Source organism: Bdellovibrio sp. (assembly GCF_047637665.1).
In the GTDB taxonomy this organism is placed as follows: domain Bacteria; phylum Bdellovibrionota; class Bdellovibrionia; order Bdellovibrionales; family Bdellovibrionaceae; genus Bdellovibrio.
Genome location: NZ_JBLJBT010000003.1, coordinates 13638 through 31953, shown reverse-complemented (window position 1 = coordinate 31953; position 18316 = coordinate 13638). Strand labels below are relative to the sequence as shown.

General features: G+C 44.9%; 15 protein-coding genes. 11 read left to right on the top strand and 4 right to left on the bottom strand.

What is annotated here, in order from left to right; genetic code table 11:
* Nucleotides 1–2 precede the first annotated feature (2 nt).
* Nucleotides 3–440: a hypothetical protein gene (locus ACM64D_RS00450; protein WP_415061208.1), complete on the top strand. Its 438-nt coding sequence runs from the start codon at nt 3–5 to the stop codon at nt 438–440.
* On the opposite strand, the gene ACM64D_RS00445 is transcribed toward ACM64D_RS00450, so the two are convergent.
* The gene (locus ACM64D_RS00445; protein WP_415061207.1) at nt 437–1081 is read right to left on the bottom strand and encodes a 2'-5' RNA ligase family protein; all 645 of its coding nucleotides are present in this window, start codon (nt 1079–1081) and stop codon (nt 437–439) included. The two genes, ACM64D_RS00450 and ACM64D_RS00445, sit on opposite strands and share 4 nt — an antisense overlap.
* 63 nt (nt 1082–1144) lie before the next feature.
* On the opposite strand from ACM64D_RS00445, the gene ACM64D_RS00440 reads away from it, so the two are divergent.
* From ACM64D_RS00440 to ACM64D_RS00425, 4 genes are all read left to right on the top strand, one after another.
* Nucleotides 1145–4060 carry a M28 family peptidase gene (locus ACM64D_RS00440; RefSeq protein WP_415061206.1) on the top strand — a complete coding sequence of 972 codons (2916 nt, stop codon included), beginning with the start codon at nt 1145–1147 and terminating at the stop codon, nt 4058–4060.
* A 219-nt stretch (nt 4061–4279) separates the two neighbouring features.
* Nucleotides 4280–4678 (top strand): hypothetical protein, encoded by a 399-nt coding sequence (locus tag ACM64D_RS00435; protein WP_415061205.1) that lies wholly within the window; start codon nt 4280–4282, stop codon nt 4676–4678.
* A 47-nt stretch (nt 4679–4725) separates the two neighbouring features.
* A complete protein-coding gene (locus tag ACM64D_RS00430; RefSeq protein ID WP_415061204.1) occupies nt 4726–5598 on the top strand; it encodes an alpha/beta hydrolase-fold protein in 873 nt (290 codons plus the stop codon).
* On the top strand, nt 5598–5909 hold the full coding sequence (locus ACM64D_RS00425) for a KH domain-containing protein (RefSeq protein WP_415061203.1): 312 nt from the start codon (nt 5598–5600) through the stop codon (nt 5907–5909). Before ACM64D_RS00430 ends, ACM64D_RS00425 begins: the two co-directional genes overlap by 1 nt.
* Nucleotides 5910–5955: 46 nt before the next feature.
* Here the strand turns inward: ACM64D_RS00425 and ACM64D_RS00420 are convergent, their stop codons facing one another.
* Nucleotides 5956–8514: a DUF3656 domain-containing U32 family peptidase gene (locus ACM64D_RS00420; protein WP_415061202.1), complete on the bottom strand. Its 2559-nt coding sequence runs from the start codon at nt 8512–8514 to the stop codon at nt 5956–5958.
* A gap of 119 nt (nt 8515–8633) precedes the next feature.
* On the bottom strand, nt 8634–8972 hold the full coding sequence (locus ACM64D_RS00415) for a hypothetical protein (RefSeq protein WP_415061201.1): 339 nt from the start codon (nt 8970–8972) through the stop codon (nt 8634–8636).
* Nucleotides 8973–9280: 308 nt separating this feature from the next.
* Here ACM64D_RS00415 and ACM64D_RS00410 point away from each other — a divergent pair, with 308 nt between their 5' ends.
* Genes ACM64D_RS00410 through ACM64D_RS00385 form a run of 6 tightly spaced genes read left to right on the top strand, consistent with a single transcriptional unit; the run spans nt 9281 to nt 16829 of the window.
* Nucleotides 9281–9808, top strand: a complete 528-nt coding sequence (locus ACM64D_RS00410) for a protease (RefSeq protein ID WP_415061200.1) — start codon at nt 9281–9283, stop codon at nt 9806–9808.
* Nucleotides 9809–9821: 13 nt separating this feature from the next.
* Nucleotides 9822–12563 (top strand): hypothetical protein, encoded by a 2742-nt coding sequence (locus tag ACM64D_RS00405; RefSeq protein WP_415061199.1) that lies wholly within the window; start codon nt 9822–9824, stop codon nt 12561–12563.
* A gap of 1 nt (nt 12564) precedes the next feature.
* The gene (locus ACM64D_RS00400) at nt 12565–13167 is read left to right on the top strand and encodes a hypothetical protein (RefSeq protein WP_415061198.1); all 603 of its coding nucleotides are present in this window, start codon (nt 12565–12567) and stop codon (nt 13165–13167) included.
* Between the two features lie 47 nt (nt 13168–13214).
* Nucleotides 13215–14300, top strand: a complete 1086-nt coding sequence (locus ACM64D_RS00395) for a hypothetical protein (protein ID WP_415061197.1) — start codon at nt 13215–13217, stop codon at nt 14298–14300.
* A gap of 23 nt (nt 14301–14323) precedes the next feature.
* Nucleotides 14324–15919, top strand: coding sequence for a hypothetical protein (locus tag ACM64D_RS00390; protein WP_415061196.1), 1596 nt, complete (start codon nt 14324–14326; stop codon nt 15917–15919).
* A gap of 4 nt (nt 15920–15923) precedes the next feature.
* A complete protein-coding gene (locus tag ACM64D_RS00385) occupies nt 15924–16829 on the top strand; it encodes a hypothetical protein (RefSeq protein ID WP_415061195.1) in 906 nt (301 codons plus the stop codon).
* Nucleotides 16830–16958: 129 nt separating this feature from the next.
* Here ACM64D_RS00385 and ACM64D_RS00380 read toward each other — a convergent pair whose 3' ends face one another.
* Nucleotides 16959–18314, bottom strand: coding sequence for an MBL fold metallo-hydrolase (locus ACM64D_RS00380; RefSeq protein WP_415061194.1), 1356 nt, complete (start codon nt 18312–18314; stop codon nt 16959–16961).
* Nucleotides 18315–18316: the final 2 nt, after the last annotated feature.

Genomic DNA, 18316 nt, shown 5'->3' with positions numbered 1-18316 from the left:
GGATGATGAGAGTTTTATTGCTTTCTATTGCGATGATTTTTTTGGGCGCGTCTTCAGGAATTGCCGCTAGCAACCCTTGGATGAGGACTTGCCGTATTGACCTAGGTCAGTTCTGGGTTTTAAAAGCGGGCAGCGAAGAACTTGCCATGTGTTTCTTTGGAGACGCCGGAGTTGGAGCTGAGGCCTTCTTTCTTTTTAAAACAAACTCTGGAGTGACTGAAGCTATCGAAGCTTATAAGAGCAGAAACTCGTCTTCCGCTCGTGGGGGAGTTTGCGGTGCTTTCGGTGCGGAGTTGGTTGAAGGAAAAGACACCAACGGACAAACGTTCAATGTCTGCCGTTTTACGGATCAGTCTTTGATTGAAGAAACCACTTTGTGGTTGGGACCTGGTTCTGCCGGACATGGCGGATTGGACCGCGCCCTGTCATCAACTTACTAATTTCTTTCGTTTTCTTCAGGGCGCAAGGAATAGATACAAGAACTTGCGTCCTTGATCACCCCATCTTCCAAGTGAAGATCTCTTTTGGTAAAGCCTAAGGTCACATGAGGATGATACGTTTCGGGGCTGAAGTCTTCCGCCTTTCCGCCTTTTGAAGTGTAGAGCAGATGTACCGCTTTACGAATCTGGAAAAGTCGATCTGATTCAACAACAACGTAATATGTGGACTCGTCCTTCCCGTGATCCTTCGCGGTCCCTTTTCCTACGCAAAGAAGCTTATAGGGAGCTTTATTTAAATCCATACTTTCTGCCAACGCAGAGATCTCTTTCATAGAGATTTTCTTCTGCATCTTTTTGTATTCCGGAGGAGTGATGACAGTGATATGCGCCTCTCCGCGATTTTGCAAAGAGGTATGTTGTGATTTTTCCACATCATGGCGGATCTTTTCAAAGGTCGCATAAGGCAGATCCAAAGAGAGATATGATTTATTCTCTTTTTTATGGTCAACCGAGGCGATGGATCGATTGGCGGTTTTTAGATCTTGAGGGGAGTAGCGCAGTTGAGAGAGGGCGTAGGGAGAAGGACTTGCACAGGCTGTCATTGAAAGGGAAATGATAATCCAGTGAAACGTGCGCATCATAAGTTCTCTTTTCATAGGCGTTGAGTTGACTTCAGCAAGACCTCCTTTTAGCCTACACACACTATGAAAAAAGTGAAAGTTCTTCTTACAAGTGCCTGCATTTTCTCTGTAATTTCCTGCCAATTTAAGGAAGCTAAACCAGTAAAATCTCCCTCTGAGACTGGCTCTTCCCAAGGGTCTTTTTTGAATGAACCCAACGCTTTGGTGGGTGAAGCTCGTCAGATGACCTTCGTAGGTCCTAAGTCGGGAGAGGGGTATTTCAGTCCCGATGGAAAAAAGATGATTTTCCAAAGTGAACGGGAACCGGGAAATCCTTTTTATCAAATGTATGTCATGGATCTTCTCACCGGAAATACCACCCGCGTTTCTCCGGGGCATGGCAAGACGACCTGTGGATGGATTCATCCGTCGATGACGAAGGTATTATACTCTTCAACTCATTTGGATCCCGAGACTCAAAAGAAAACTCAGGATGAATATGAAAGTCGTAAGAAGGCAGTGAAGGCTCGTTATGCTTGGAGCTTTGATGATAACTACGACATCTTCACGTCGGATCTGCAAGGTAAGAACATTCAGCGCTTAACCAAGGAAAAGGGATATGATGCCGAGGGCTCTTACTCTCCCGATGGTCAGTGGATCGCCTTTGCCTCCAATCGTGCTGGTTATACGGAAACTCTGACGGGGGAAGATAAAAAGCTTTTTGATCAGGACTCGTCCTATATGATGGATATTTACATCATGAAGGCGGACGGAACCCAGGTGAAGCGCCTTACAAACAGTAAGGGATATGATGGGGGACCGTTCTTCAGCGCGGATGGCAAAAAGATCACATGGCGTCGTTTTTCTCCGAATGGTTCAACGGCTGAGATCTTTACCATGAATGTCGATGGCAGTGATCAGAAACAAATCACGCACTTGAAGTCGATGTCTTGGGCACCCTTCTTTCATCCTTCTGGTGATTACGTTATTTTTGGGTCCAGCGTTCTGGGTTATTCCAATTTCGAACTCTTTATTGTGGATGCAGCGGGAACCAAAGCCCCTGTGCGCGTGACTTTTGATGACGGTTTTGATGGACTTCCGGTCTTCACTCCTGATGGGAATGGACTTTCCTGGACTCATAGAAATGAAAAGGGCGAATCGCAAATTCTAATTGCGAAGTGGGATGACGCTTTAGCGAGAAAGCTTTTGGGTCTTCCGGCTCAGGATCCCGCCCTAGGCTCTTTGAGTCCTGATGTGCGAGTGGAAGATGTTAAGAAATGGGTTTACTATCTTTCGTCTCCCGAGATGCAGGGGCGCGGAACGGGCACTGGCGAAGAAAAGGTTTATACGGAAAAGCTCGCGCAACTCTTGAAGTCTTGGGGGCTTGAAGGGGCTGGGCCTAAGGGTTCCTTCTTTCAGACCTTCGAATTCACTTCAGGTGTGAATTTGGGAGCTCAGAATTCACTTGAAGTTGTTGGCTCTTATGCCAAGAAATTCGAACTTTCTAAAGATTATGAGCCCGTATCATTCTCAAAAACCGGAGAGTTCAGAGAAGCGCCGATTGTTTTTGCCGGTTATGGAATTAAGGCGCCTGCCAGCGATAAAGAGGTCGAATACAATTCCTACAAAGGTCTGGATGTGAAAGGGAAGTGGGTTATGGTTCTTACGGACCTTCCTGCGGATATTTCCCCAGCACGCCGTCATTATTTGAATCTTTACTCTCGCTTGCAACATAAGGTGACCGTTGCGAAAAATGAAGGTGCGGTAGGTATTCTTGTTATCAACGGGCCTCTGAGTGGTGTGCCTGATAAGTTCGGTAAGGTGAAATTCGAGGGATCTTTGTCTGAAAGCACTTTAGGTGTTTTGAGGCTTTCGACTTCGGCTGCGACAGATCTTTTAAAATATGCAGGACATGATTTAAGTTCTTTGCAGAAGACCTTGGATAAAGGCGGCTCTATCGAAGCTGTAAGTATTCCTTCAGCGTATGTGAAGGCGAAGATTGATTTGCAGTTCCAGAAGTCTCAAGGCACCAACGTGATTGCGAAACTTCCCATCAAAGGGGCGAAGTCCGCAGTGTTGATTGGGGCTCATGGGGATCATCTGGGCTTTGGTCAGTTTGGCAACAGTCTGGCGCGTGGTGCAGAGGTAGGACGCCCTCATTATGGCGCTGACGATAATGCTTCGGGCGTTTCGGGCGTTATGGAGCTTGCGCATTACTATGCAAATCTCAAGAAGACAGCTCCGCATAAGATTCAAAAGAATTTGTACTTCGCTGTGTGGTCTGGGGAAGAGCTGGGTAATTTAGGCTCCTCTCATTTTGCCAAAGAAGCTGTGAAACATAATTTGGAGGCCTATATCAACATGGATATGATCGGCCGCTTGAAAGATCGCCTTTTTGTGCAAGGTCTAGGTTCGGCTGACAACTGGACCCGTATTGCTGAAGAAGTGGGAATTCGCACAGCGACGCCCATGATCATTCAAGAAGACCCCTATTTGCCAACGGACTCTTTGGCCCTTTACATGGCTGGCATTCCAACGGCGAACTTCTTTACAGGATCTCATGGGGAGTATCATACACCTCGAGATGTGGCGGATTTAATCAACTATGAGGGCGTGGTTAAGGTCCTCAATGCTGTTCAAGGATTTACGGATTTATTGACGGACTCAAAAGTGCAGATGGTCAAATACGTGAAGGTAGCCAGCGCCCAAAGTAAGATGGAAGGTCGTACGTTCCGTGTTTATCTAGGCACCATCCCAGATTACTCTCAAGAGGGAGTCAAAGGCGTCCGTATTACAGGCGCGTCCAAGGACAGCCCTGGTGAAGTTGCGGGATTAAAGGATAAAGACATCATCACTGAGTTTGATGGAACAAAGATTGAAAACCTTTATGATTACGTTTACACGCTTCAGTCGGTGAAACCGAATAAAGAGACGACGATGAAAGTCTTAAGGGATGGCAAGTCGTTGGAGTTGAAGATCACTCCTAAGCTGAAAGAGTAGCGACAAAGGAACAGTTTAGTTTTCAGATATTTATGAACCCACAATTCGGCAAAATTGTGGGTTTTCTTTTTTCAAAGGGCTCCCAAAGACGTTCTGGTATTGCCAATGACGGCAAGAGGGGCGGAGCATCAAACAAAAATAACCAAATCTGGACTCGATCCTTTTTAACCATTTGTGGTTTTATAAGAGTCTCCTTGTAAGTAGTGAGGCTCTGACGAAATGTCATCTTTTGTAGAAGAATTCAAAAAATATCAAAAACAAGAAGGCATACTGACGGGTGCTATTGTGTTGGTCTCGGTTCTGTCGCCGGTGTCTTTCACGTGGATGATGGAACATAAATTCCACTGGATTCTTTCAGTTTCCGTTGGGGTGATGATGCTTGTTGCTGCCTTTTGGATTCAGTTGATTCGCAATCGTGTCTCCGCAAAGCTTCTGGGAAAATATGAAACCCTGGATGTCGGTTCTATTCTTTCAAAAAAATTAACGCCCAAGCAGCCTCGTCGTTTTGTGATAACAAACAGAGGCTATAATCACTACTATCTGAAATGCCTCAATACGGGAGAGCAGGTGCTTGTGTCTAAGCACAGAGTTCGGGAAGATTTCGATATTGCAAATTGATTTTTTAAAGGCCTCAAGGGACCCTCTGTTTTATAGAGGGGGAAGCCATGAAGACTCTATTTGTGATATCGCTCCTTCTGTGCGTTTCAGTGTCATCTCAAGGTTCTTTTGAGAATGAAGTTGAAATAGAAAAAAGAAATTACTCTTGCGGCAGTGAAAACCTAAGCGGGATCTCTTTTCGATATTGTTATCGGAATGCAGAAGCCACCACAAGTAATGACATTATCTATTTTTTTCACGGCCTTGGAGGGTCTGAGGAAACCTGGTTCACGCAATGCCTTGGAACATTGGTGATTCAAAAATGGTGGCAGTTCCGAGGATACAGACCGCGAATCGTAGCGATTTCTTTTGGACCGCAGTGGCTTCTGGTGAACAACAAACGATTTCCTCTGCTCCCCTTATTTACTAAGGGAATTATGCCTTTTTTAGAGAAAAAAATGGGGGGACTACAAGGAGGTCGACGGCATCTGATTGGGCAATCCATGGGGGGATTTAGCGCGGCAGAGGTGGCCTTGCGTAATCCGGGTCTGTTTTCTCGGGTCGCTCTTTTATGTCCTGCGATCACGACGGTGGGGCCCTTTTCATCCTCGGAGGAGATTGAGAACTACATCGAGAGAACAAATGCAAATCCACGACTTGTCAAAAGGATGCTCAAGATCTCGCGAGGGGTCTTTCTTAATCAGAGAGACTGGGAGAATCACGATCCTTTGCGACTTTTGCAGAAATATAGCTCTGCCAAAAGATCCAAGTTCTATGTCTCAACCGGTCTGTCGGATGGCTACGGCTTTTTAGAGGGTTCAGAAGAGTTTGTGGATATTGCGAAGGATCAGTCCATTATTTCTAAATGGGTTCCTGTTCCTGGTGGGCATTGTAATTTTGGACGGAAAGCGACCGCATATTTCATCATGGGAGAAGAATAATGGGTGATATCGAAGCCTATAAAATCGAAGAACATAAAGCTAAAGGTGCTGACATAGATCAGGAGGCATACAGAGAGGAAATTCGACTCTTGATTGAACACATCGTTCGCCTCTTGGTGGACAATCCCGAAACTGTCACGGTCACTACTTATGTCGGTCCAAAGACAACGGTCTATCGCGTGAACTGTGTGAAGGAAAATTTAGGACAAGTCATCGGGACTCAAGGCAAAACAATCATGGGTCTGCGAGCGGTCGTCCACGCAATGACGGCGCGGACGGGAATTCGCTCTATCGTGGAAATACCTGTCTAGAAAATAGATTTAAGCACTTGCGATCACACAAGTGCTTATAGTGACTTTATTTCTTGCGACTTTGGTATTCTTTTTCTCTTTGAAAGTGACTCTCTGAAAGACCATAACTTTCTACGTTCCCAAGATCTTTCATCAAAGAGGCGAGGTCTTTCTGGCCATTGATAAAGTCTACGTGGGCTTGAATCTTTGTGATCAACTCAGAGCTTCTTTCCTTTAGAGCTTCATAGCGAATGTATCCAAGTCCCAGTCCTTCCCACTCTTTCAGATAACGAGCTGCCGATTGAGAAGTGCTATTAAACATCGTATTGCGACACTCTTGATCGGGCTTGATTTGATGCCAATGTCCAAATTGATCTTTCAGTTTTACTTCATGTTTTTCGCACGGTTTGCCGCAATCTCTATAGCTTGAGCCCTGACTTAAGAAGGCCGCAAAAACACAATGTTCCATATGGAAGCTAGGCATGTACTGATAGACGGTAACCTCAAAGCGATTGGAGGGGCCTGCTTGAATCAATTCGTTGACCTGCACATGATTAAGATCGTACCCCAGGCAAAGGCTGGAAAGACCTTTTTCAAGAAGATATTTCGCCGTTAAATGGTTTGTCACATTTAAACTAAAATCTCCGAGGATTTGCCCTTGGTATCCGTGGGCTTGCTGGTATTGAACGGCGCCTAAGTTTCTGGCCAAGATCGCGTCGGGATTAAGGCTTTGCAGGTGCTTAATATTACGATGTTCGTTGGGTTTGAGAATGCGAGTTGTAGCTAGGCCCACTTTGAGGCCTTGTTGTCTTAACATTGTCAAACTGGACTCGAAGTCGCGACCGAATTCAAAATCCAGAATTACGAGATGAATTCCCTTTGAGGTGAGTTCCCCTTTTGCAATCGCTTCCGTTAGATCCTCGACTTGGGCTTTTTCCCGTAGAAGTAAATTAAGCTGAGGCCGTTGAGGTTGTAAGCCAGGGGATTTTTCATTTTCCAGCCATTCATCAAGCTGAGCTCGAGGTGTCACGGCCCGTTCCTCACCATTGAGAATTCGCAAATCCGTCAATTGCTTCACAAGTTGTTGTCGCAATTCCTTGATCTGGCGGTGAGGTAAGAAAAGGGGAGTCTGAGGATCTATCTCGCAAGAAAAGGAATCCCCTCGAAAAGGACTTCCCATTAGCGCAAAAAGCTCTTCCTGCAGGTCGCTGGCGCTCAGGCCCTTATTTTTTGCTGCTTCACAAAGATTTTCTGAAAATGCGGAAACGGTATTTTTTCCGTCTGAATACTCGACCTTCAGGGGTTGTCCTAATGAGGCTTGCGCGCGAATAAGGACGGGGATGCGTTTCTTTCTCTGTTTGTCTTCCACGCTAAGAGAAACGTCTTTTTTGAGATCCTTGTCGTGATTATAAAAAACACGCGCGCCAACGAAAAGACTGTCCATCTGAATTTCTCGAGAGAACTCAAGCTCGACGCGACGATCTGAAGTCGCTTTGGCGGCGAAAATAAAACCACCTTTTTCGATACTTCGCCCTTGCGCATCTTTATAGACCCACAGGATGCCGTCCCCGGCTTGAAGAAAGTTTGATTTTAAGTTCTGTGAGAAAACGTCTTCGTTGAGTTCTACTTCCAACGAACTTCCTCGGACGTGAAGAATCTTTCCAAACTCAAAGCCCCGATGGGAACTGAAGGTTCCTTCCACCAATTTTTGGTGATTCACGCCATGAAGCCAGCCACTATAAAAGCCTCGTGAGTAAGTTGAAGCCATTTGCTTTTTTAACTGCCCCAGATTGCTCAGGGACTGACCGTTTTGAGTGGCACTGATGGCGTCATCAAAGCTGCGTGCTGCGGTGGCCACGTATTCAGGAGTTTTTAAACGTCCCTCCACCTTAAAGCAGTCGACTCCCGCCTCGATCAGACCAGGAACTTCGTTGATCCCGCAAAGATCTTGAGGTGATACCAAGAATGATTTTCCGTTGAGATCTTTCTTTTCGCCATCAACATACATTTCATAACTGAAGCGGCAACTTTGAGCACATTGCCCTCGATTGGCTGATCGTCCGCCAATCCCCTCAGAGGTGAAACATTGTCCTGAATAGCTGACGCACAAAGCTCCGTGGACAAAGACTTCGATTTCTTTATTGGTGTTTTTCTTGATGGACTGAATTTCTGCAAGAGAGTTTTCGCGTGCCAAGACAAAACGCTGAATGCCTAAATCATCCAACCATTGAATGGCTTCCGCATTGCTGATACTCATTTGTGTGGAACCGTGAATTCGCTGAGTCGGAGCCATTTTTCGCACTAAACGAACCAGACCTAAATCTTGAATGATAAAGGCATCCGGTTTTAAAGGCAGAATCTTTTCCAAAACATCAATCGCCTTCGACAGCTCATTTTGGAAAACCAGGATATTAAAAGCAAGATTCACTTTCACGCCATAAAGATGGCAAGTTTCTATGATTTCTTTGACCTCTTCAATTTGAAAGTCGTAACTTCTGCCGCGAGCATTAAAGCCTGGAACGCCCATAAAAATAGCATCCGCTCCATTGTGGATGGCGGCTAAGGCCATTTCTTTTGTTCCTACGGGAAGTAGTAGTTCAGGTCTTTTGAGATTTGATAGTTCCATGACTTGTTATAAGCCAGACGGGAAGCTTTTGGGCAAGGGGATTTTACCCCCGCCCGTGGGAACCGGAAAAAGGATCACTTTAGGAGGGCCTAGAAACCCTCCTAAAGGAAAAACTACAATCAATAACCACCCTTAGATTCCTCTTTAGATTCCTTCATCATGCTTCGGCGGGACTTCTTACCCATCATCATATCGTCCATCATGGGGCAGCCGTCCTTGCCCATCATATCTTGGCAGTTCGTTCTCATTTCGGCGTGACAGTCCTTCATGGACTTATCTGAACGCAAACAGGTTGCCATTTTCTCGTGCATTCCGGCCATGGAATCGCGCTGCTCTTTGGTCCATTCTTTATCCATCATCATTTTGGGTTTCGTTTTCGAATCTTTAGGGGAGTCTGCGCTCCAGGCGGTATTTCCAAGACAGACTGACAAAATAGAGATCAAGAGAATTTTTCTCATGAAAAGTCCTTTCTAAAAAAGTTTTTTGTGACACGTAAAAAAAAATTTTAGAAGAACTGCTTTGGCAGAGCACTTAAAAGACGCCAGAAAGAATAAAAAACATTCGATAGTAAAATATTATGTAATGGCAATTAACAGGCATCTTCGGGCGAAGCCATTTGCTTTTTCATTTCCTTAAATTTCGGGACAAAGTACGCAATTACAACTTCTTTAATTACTTATCTGTAGTTTGAATTCAAATCACTCGTGTTGATAGAGCTACTCCATTCAAAAAATATTTCCAATTAAGGAAACAAGAAAGGGAAGTTATGAAAATTAAGATGCTCTTAACTGGTCTTTTGCTTATGACCGGTATACAGGCGGCAGCGACGGAATTTGACAACGGAAGTGACGAATTTGAACCTCGTCCCCTTCCTCATTACTCTGAAGCGGAACTCCAGAAACAGATTGAAAACGAGATGGCGGTCGCTTGCTCAGGAAATCTTTGTAAGATCGTGGGTCAAGACAGTCATGGTTCTGGATGGACAGTCCAGTTTCAGGTCGGTTATGGACGCGCTAATGGTGGCAATGGCGACACGATCTATATCGGGGATTACCGAGACAATAACGATAACAAGGGATTTGCCAGCATTACGGTCAGCTACAAAAACTATAAGTGCCATTCGAGCATGTTGGTGACTCCGGCCGTTTATCGTTTCGTGAATACCTATCTTTATAACATGGTGAATTCTGATGGATCAGTGAAGAGAAATTTTTCTCCCGCAGATCAGACGGTCATCCTCTTTTACACCACGATGTTAAACAAAGTGAATTCGTGCGGTACAGGTCTTAACTAGGAGTCGAGTCGATATGGTTATTACAGAGTCTATCGGTAAAATCGCAGTCGCGGCCTTTGTGGCCGGACTGTTTTGGGGAGAGGCGCAGGCACAAACTGCGCCGTCGGAGATCCAACTAAATAAACTAAGAATCACGAACCGAGCCCAATGTGCCGTTGACTCTGATTTTCCCACTGAGTCCGCATTTATTGTCGTCGATGGTTATAATGCGGGGAAACTTGTTCATTCCTTGGGTAAAAATATCGGAGGTAACGCCGACGAAATGAGTGCCAAGGGAATGCAGCAATTTCGGATTTCGGTCACACGACTGACCAAAATCATCGTGAATAAGCTATTAGCCGGGCAACTTCCTTTGTTGCCGACAAATTTAAAGACGTCGTCTTTGGCAGGTTACAATGACATCGTCAAAAAATGTGAAGGCAAGACGTATTGTCCAGAACTGAATGGTTATCTGGCAAAAATATGGGATAACTCCGAGGGCAATGGGACGCCATGGAACTCTTTAGATAAGTTTACGGGAGCTTATTTTCTAAAGATGAAAAAGGCCGATCGAGTGGCTTGTCACTACGTCAAAAGATTTTCCCCCCTCCAAGAACACCTTAATTCTGTCGAAGTTGATAAAGCTGTTTTGCAATCCATCGCGCAAGCGGTGTCAGATAAAGACAAATATCTCACGGATTGTGAAAATACAGACAGTGCGCTGGACTCTCGATATTCCATCACTCAGTTGGATCTAAGGATTCCCAATTCATTTGATTTTAGGGCGGTGGGTTTCGACTTTTGGAATAGCGTGAAGATCTATCTTTCGTTCGCTTGGCGCTACTCAAATATTCCGCTGCAGGTGGCCCCACAATATGGTGCCCTTTTTAGATCCGTAGCCCTGGAAGAGTCGATCATGATGATTCCAAATGGGTGCAAAAGCATTGAAAAGCCTGAGTGCGATGCGGCCTCCTTATCTATGAATAGTCTTCGTGAGTTGGCCGGTATGGAAGGGGATCGCAGTGAACACTCGAAAGAGGTTCCGCGAGGTCCAGAAGACGATGTTGTTAATCGAGGGGCTCGTGGTGTGAACGATGACTTCCTGGGCACTCGAAGCTACGAAGATGCCTCCGATTGGGTGGAAAATTTCCGCAAGAACTATGTCTCTGTTCGGGGTTCCATGAAGAACAGAGTCCAGAGTGCCATCCAATTTATGAATATTATTTCGTCTTCCATGACTCCCATGGAGTTAAGTGAATTTGTAAAACCTTTGGCTTTTGCGCCAACCTATTCTTCGCAACATCGCGATGAACTGTACTCTCTTTGTACAGAGGCTCGACTGGCGGCTGATCAACGTATTGATTTTATGCGAACCGGAATTGATAAGGTACAGCAACTGGATGTTATTAAGAAGTCTTTTGAAGGGTCTCGAGTGAGTCTCGCTGATGCTGTTCAGTATTTCGATAAGGCCAGTGAAGGGATTCTTTCGTATTGCGATTCTTTGGAAAGACAGAATATCTGGAATGTCGAAGGGTATACGGTGAATAAGACCGTCCTGAACTCTTGGGCTCGAGAGCTTTTAAACATCCCCCCCTCTGCGACTATTGATGTGAAACCCATGAAATTCGGGGCATCGCTTTTAGTCTGGGATGCCAGCAAGGGGAGTGATCCTGGAAATTCGATCTGCGCCTCAGCCATTGATTGTTCACGTAAAATGATCAAGTCTTTGGTGGATCTCTATGCTGTGGCAAAATATGCTGATGCATTTTTGCCCATCAACTCAACAGTTGCAACGCCTGATATTTTTAATCCTTATGCGGATCTGAAGGCATGTAAGGTTTATGATCCCTGGTATCAGACCCGTCGTGCGAACAAGCGCCTGATGGCTGATTTGGCAAGTACGGCTTTGTTTGGTTGGAATGCCTTACCACTATATATTGACGTGGATTTTAAAGCCCCACGCGTAACCAGCCTTAATCAACTGATTCAAAATGGCGTGGTAAAATTTGATCCTAAAATTCAAAAAGAAAAAATGGAGATGGCTTTATTAGCTGACTTCGGTCCTTTGGTTGGAGCCCCCTGTGCTGTCTCTATTGCTCCTGATAGCGCCAAAGAATTCAATTTCTACGCCTTTAATGGGATCTCGGTGAACTATTGCCGAATTCGTGAAGGAGGGGAATCGATTGGAAAGTCTCCTGGTGATGTCCAGGCCGGCACCCCCAACAGTCGATCCTATTGCGGTGGATGTTCTATCAACTTTGTCGGGGTCGCGGGAGGAAGCGCCGTTTCTTCAGGCGGTTTGCCTTTAAATCCTTTAAAACTTGGGGTTTATCTTTTCCGCAGTATTCATCGCTTCATCACAGCAAAAAAAGACAAGGTGAATATTCCCCGTGTGCAGATGGTGGATGTTAATAAGGTCGCGGCTGTTTACAAAAAATACGGCACAATTCCAGATCGCTGTGTTCCTCAGTTAAGCGAGGGCGTTGATTGTTATCAGAATCTCTGCGCCGCCAAAGCTGCGGATTTCTTTGAACGCTACACCGGAAAGAAAGTGAAAGATCTTGAGGTCGAGGAAGAAAACTCTGACGGAGTGAACAGTTCTGCCGTCACGAGATCCGTCGTCATTCGCTCAGACTATTGTAACGGCCCCGTGCGCGTTCGGTTCAACTGCTATGACGACGGAAAGACTTTCAAAACATACGAAAAGTTCGGCGGACTTTATGGCCTGACCAAAGACTGCCGCGACACCATTGGTCAGAATATTTGGGGAAATTAAAGTGAAAGCAATAGTGAAAGCCATATTTTTTAGTATTCTATTTCATTCGCTCTTTGCTGGGGCCTTCGTTGTTGAAAGCGGCTATCTCCAGCAGGATGACGGTCAATACATCAAAGCGACAAAGGTTACCTGTGATGGCGGTACGAAGCAGTACTGCCAGGCTCTTTGTCAGAATGGTTCTAGTTGTCAAAGAATAGAACCCTATTGCCGTAACTGCGCGGGAACCAGTTCACCTCTTTTACGGCAATTATTTACGGAGATCTCTCGATTCTACAAAATTAAAAGAGAACTGTCTGATCGAGCTCCCCTTGTTCAATATCTTGCCACGGAAAAGTACGTGCTTTTAGACGTAAAAAGCGTCTTTAACTATTACACTCCCGTCGGAGGAGAGAATTTCGTAAAAGAACTGGGGGCCCTTTGCGGCAAACAAGCTGAGACGGCTTTACTGGCAGTTCGTCTTGATCAAGTAAATCAACCCATCGAGCTTAACTATGTTCTTTGTCGAAATAATATCGGACAAACAACGGCCTTTGAGGTTGAACCTCGCAAACCAGAATTGGGCCAGCAACCTTTAAGTACACCATTATTTTTTAATTTAAACTGAGTTTCTCAGTTTGAATATCAACACCCTTAATTGGGAAAGGAGACAACATGAAACGTTTAGTGAAAGCGATGGCCACGACGGCTGTCACCCTGATGGCGATTCAAGCAAACGCTATCCAGGTAAATTACAGCTTTAGAGTGAACAGCTCGGGGCCTAGCATTTATCCGTGTAACGCGGGTTTGTTGACTGAAGATAAATACGGGGGCGACAAAGTAGCCTGTTATACGGCGACCACCCATGAAGCTTGTACTCCAAAATGTGAAGGCTTGGATTGTGATGGTGGATTTAAGCCGAAGCCACATTCTCTGGAGCTGATTAGCTTCCATGGGGGAGGTCCAACACCTCCACCTCCGTCAACTCCAGATCCTAAGAATGCTTGCGTCTGTACAACGGATAAGGGCCGTAAATACGGAAATTATCTGCACGTCAGTCATCGCCCTTGGGGTGAAAGTGTAGATCCTACGTCCAATGTAGTTTCTAGTATTAACACGGGTAAATTTGCGCAGACCTTTAATGAAGTGGATGCTTACAAGAACGTCTTGGAAAAGCTCTCTTTCAATCTAGGTACTGAATTATATAACGCGAAATACTTCGTTGATATCTGCTACCGTGGATCGCAAATCGATTACACGAACTTCGCAACCAAATGGAATGTTTTGGCTGAAGCGTCTGTTACCGACTATGGTTTCGGTGCACCTAATGATGGCTACAGTGAGATGGCCGGACTTAAGCATAAAGCTTATGTTATTTGCAGCCTTCAAAATAGATCCTGTGCCGACGGGGAGTGTGACGACAAAAACTGGGTGATTGATAGCAACTCTGTTCCTCAGTTTAACGACCTCTTCCTCAGCTCATTTATGCCCATCAAGGCGGACTTCAAGTATCAAGGCAGCAGTCATAGCACTTCCTCTGGTGGCTTTACAGAGCTAGTGGATCTTACGGACAAAGATCTCAAAGATCTTCGCGCAACGAAGTTCTGTAAAATTCGCTATGTCTTTGAAGAGACAAACGGAGACAACCCCACTACGGCTAAACAAAGAAAATGGCAAAAACATGGTGCGGATGTTTGCACGCACTCAAAGATCGAGATGAGCTATCTGGCTGATGCCTGCGCTGGCGGCGACTGCAGATAGGACAACTAAAAGGGAGAAGGACGATGTCTAAAGTTAATGTAGTACAAAATTGGTATAACAAAGGCAGAGGAGTATCGCTTCTTCTCCTGAGCGTTGTTTTTTTAATCTATGGATCGGCAGCCCATGCCCTCTGTGTTTTTGAAAATGACGAAAGAGTTCAAATGTATATGTCCCCCGAGACTCGATCTTGGGGGACATATGATGGAAAACAGCTTGTCACGGCCTCCAAGGCATTTAAATGCCAACAGGATGTCGGGCGATATCTCATGATCACTTTAGGATCTGTAAAATGGGGGGCAAGTACCGATTCAAAGAAGAACTATATCTTTGATTCTTACAACCCCGGCGTTTGCAGTCTGGAAAACTCAAAAACCAATATTTCTCTGGACTCTGCCAGAAGCAAAGAAAGCTTCTCTAAACAATATAATTTCCTTCGCAGCTGTATCGACATCCGGGTCGTTGACCTAGGCGGAGAACCTTTGATCGCCAAAGAACAGCAGAAATACTGCCAGGTCGAAAAAGGAGTTGATGGTCAATATGTCCTTCATGGCGATATGTGTTTCATAAAGATTCGCTCTGCAAATCAGTTTATGATTCAACCTGTTTTGAACCCCAAATGTCTGGATCCGGCCTATCTGGATTCTTTAGGAATTGAAGCTCAAGACATGTTTGCAAATCTCAATGTCTTAGTGGCCGGCGATGACTCTGGAATAAGCACAGACGTCCAGCACATTGGAAGTCGCCCTATTCAAATCAATATTTCTCCATCATCAAAGCTCCTACGGCTTTCCGAAGATCTTGGTCGAGGGACGCCTCAGTTTATAACTGACTATAATGTCGATTCCGATTGGGGAAATGTCCATATTGAAACAGAAAGAGAAAGTACTGAAATCAATCTTTCCTTTTTTGTCTCAAATCTTATACAGAAGAAGTGCTTGAATGGCTCTTGTTCTAGTACCTCCAATTATATGCAGCCTTTTTTTGGTCAAATCGAATTATTCAAGCTGCATAAAAATCGAAATCCTGAACTTATTGAAGAGTGGTGGGATGGCGGCTTGATTCCTCCGAATTGGCAGGGATTTGCAAAAGGAATCGGCTATCGAAGCCCCGACAATCTATTTAAGAATGGCGGCAAGTATCGTATCGTCGCAACTTTTCAAAATCCCACGGACGATTACGCCATTTTTCTTAATGGCCTTAAACAAATGTTGATCCATCGTTTTGAAGTCGAAGGAAGTACGGTGGGAATTGATAATATTCCTGGATTAACAACATTAGGCCAACTGGGCGTGGTTCCAACTCTGAATGGAGTTCCCGGATTGGGCGGCAACAATCAGCAGGTGGACCTTGAAGAGACGATCAATGGTCTTGATGGGATCATTAAAACGACTGTATGGCCTTCTTATTATGCCTCTATTTGCGCAAACTCATCCACCTGTATGAAGCTGGGTAATAAGAAATTCCATCAGCGCTTAACACTGGAGTTTACAGCAGGTTTAGACAATTCAGGCATGGGGACTGTGCGAATGACTGACGTTAAGATGAAAAAAGAATCTCCTATTTTTGAATCGTACCCTTTGCAGTCAGCAGATTTTATAAAAATGAATTGCACGAGGTAGAACCGTGAAAAGCCTGATCATTTTAGCAGTGACGCTCTTTATTAACGCCTCTGTTGCTAGAGGCGAAACCTTCATAGAGACTTTCGTCGACCCTTCGACCGGAGAGCAGCTTTATGCGTGCAACGCCAGCATTCAACATAAGACCCCCTTGGATTTACAGGAGTGTTTAAATCTTTCTACCGGCGAGGTTTGCGATCCGAAGAATTTGAAGCCGGGGGGCGAAGCTTGTGTTTGTCGAACCAAAAGAAGCCTTGGCGACTCGATCACGGCCGTGGACAGCAAAGGCAAACTGCAAACTTCAATAGCTGGTGAATCCATGAGAGGTCTTGTTGAAGACAATAAATCTTTCGTCAATAAGCTCTCTCGTATTGATATCAACCTAGGAAGTGAAGATTACGGTTCCGAATACTCCGTAAGATTCTGCTATTTAGGACCACAGGAACTCAAACAAAAGAAAAGCTCTGGAAAAGGCGGTGAGGGGGAAACGACAATAGATCTCTCCGAGGGAAAATACCGGGTCGATTTCTCGATTTCCGGAATGAACTACCATCGCGCCCTGGACAAGGTCTCATTTAATGTTGTTTGTGATCAAAGATTTTGGGGGACTCATATGCAGGCTCGGAAAAGCACGGATTTAACGCCCCCTTCGGGCCTTGTGGAATCTGATTACGGATTTAATCATGTATTTCTAGGGCAAAATCCGAACGAAACCCCAGATTCTATTGAGTATATGAGGCAGGATTTGATGCTAAATAATAATCCCTCGATGGTCCCTCGATTTTGTGTCTTTGAATTCAGGTTTAAAGAAAAAAGCGGGCCTCGATGGAAACGGGATCCACAATTCTCAAACGGAAACTTTATCGGCAAGATCAGAGTATGCAAATTGGAAAACTGTCCTCCGAGTCTTTGAAAGTAGATGGTTTGAAGACTCGGAAAGAGACTGTTTTATTGAGATTTTCGAGGGTTAAGCAGAGACATACATTCTTCTGATAAGTTATATTATGTAACGATGAGTATGGGCCTTTTCGAAGGTATTCGTTTAGAGGCCTATAATTTGATTCATTTTCGGAATTTCAACATCCAATTTAAGTTGATCCTGGATGCGTCTTCGCAACTCATCAGCGGCGGTACTTTCTCCATGCACCAGAAATACTTTTCCGGGTCTCTGATCAGCCGCTTTAATCCAATTTAAAAGATCTTTTCGATCTGCATGGGCTGAAAAAGAATCTGATGGAACGACTTTACAGCGAATATCCACGTACATTCCATGAACTTTTACATCTTGAGATCCATTTAATAAACTCCAGCCACGAGTTCCCGGGCTTTGAAAACCTGCCAATAACAAAATGTTCTTGGGATCCGGCGCAAAGGCTTTTAGATGATGTAAAACCCGGCCTCCTGTAAGCATTCCGCTGGCGGCAATAATAATCATGGGGCCAGGGCTTTGATTTAAAGCTTTGGATTCTTCGGCTGTTTTAACGATATGAACTTCAGACATCACTTCGGCGAACTGTCCTGGACCAAGGCGGTGTCCTGTCGCGTGATCTTCATACAGTCCAGAAACATCTTCAGCCATAGGGGAGTTGAAGAAAACGGGGATTTGCGAGGGAACTTCCCCTGCCCGTTTCAATTCAACAATTTCATAGGCAAGATTTTGCGCTCTTCCCACGGCAAAGCTGGGAATCAGCAAAACCCCCTTTGATTTTGCGATCTCTAAGATGCATTCCTTAAGTATTTCTTTAGAGGGAACCGTGGAATGATCACGATTCCCGTAAGTGGATTCCATCACAAGGTAATCGCAGTCTTGCGGAGGTTCTGGAGGCCACATTAAGGGATCATTGTTTCGTCCTAAATCCCCGGAAAAATAGATACTTTTTGAGCCGTTAGAAACAAGAGCTGAAGAAGCCCCTAAAATATGTCCCGCATTGTAGAGTTCAACTTTTAAAGAGCCGACTTCAAATTGTTCATGAAGTTTTTGGGGTTGAAATAAAGGTAAAGTCTTTTCAACATCTTCCACCGTATAGAGAGCCAATGCCGGATGATGCTTTGAAAAGCCTTTTTTATTTGCGTATTCCGCATCTTCTTCTTGGATTTTTGCTGAGTCTAAAAGAATGATTTTAGCAAGTTCCCGAGTCGCATCCGTGCAGTAGATCGGCCCCTTAAAACCTTTTTTCACCAATAAAGGAAGAGCCCCGCAATGGTCCAGATGGGCATGAGTTAAAATGACAGCGTCGATATCTTTGGCATTAAAAGGAAGGTCTGCCCAGTTTAATAGGCGCAGCTCTTTAAGCCCCTGAAACATACCACAATCAATAAGGATTCTTGTATTATCATGGTGGACCAGAAATTTTGATCCTGTCACTGTACCCGCGCCGCCAAGAAATCCAATTTCCATAG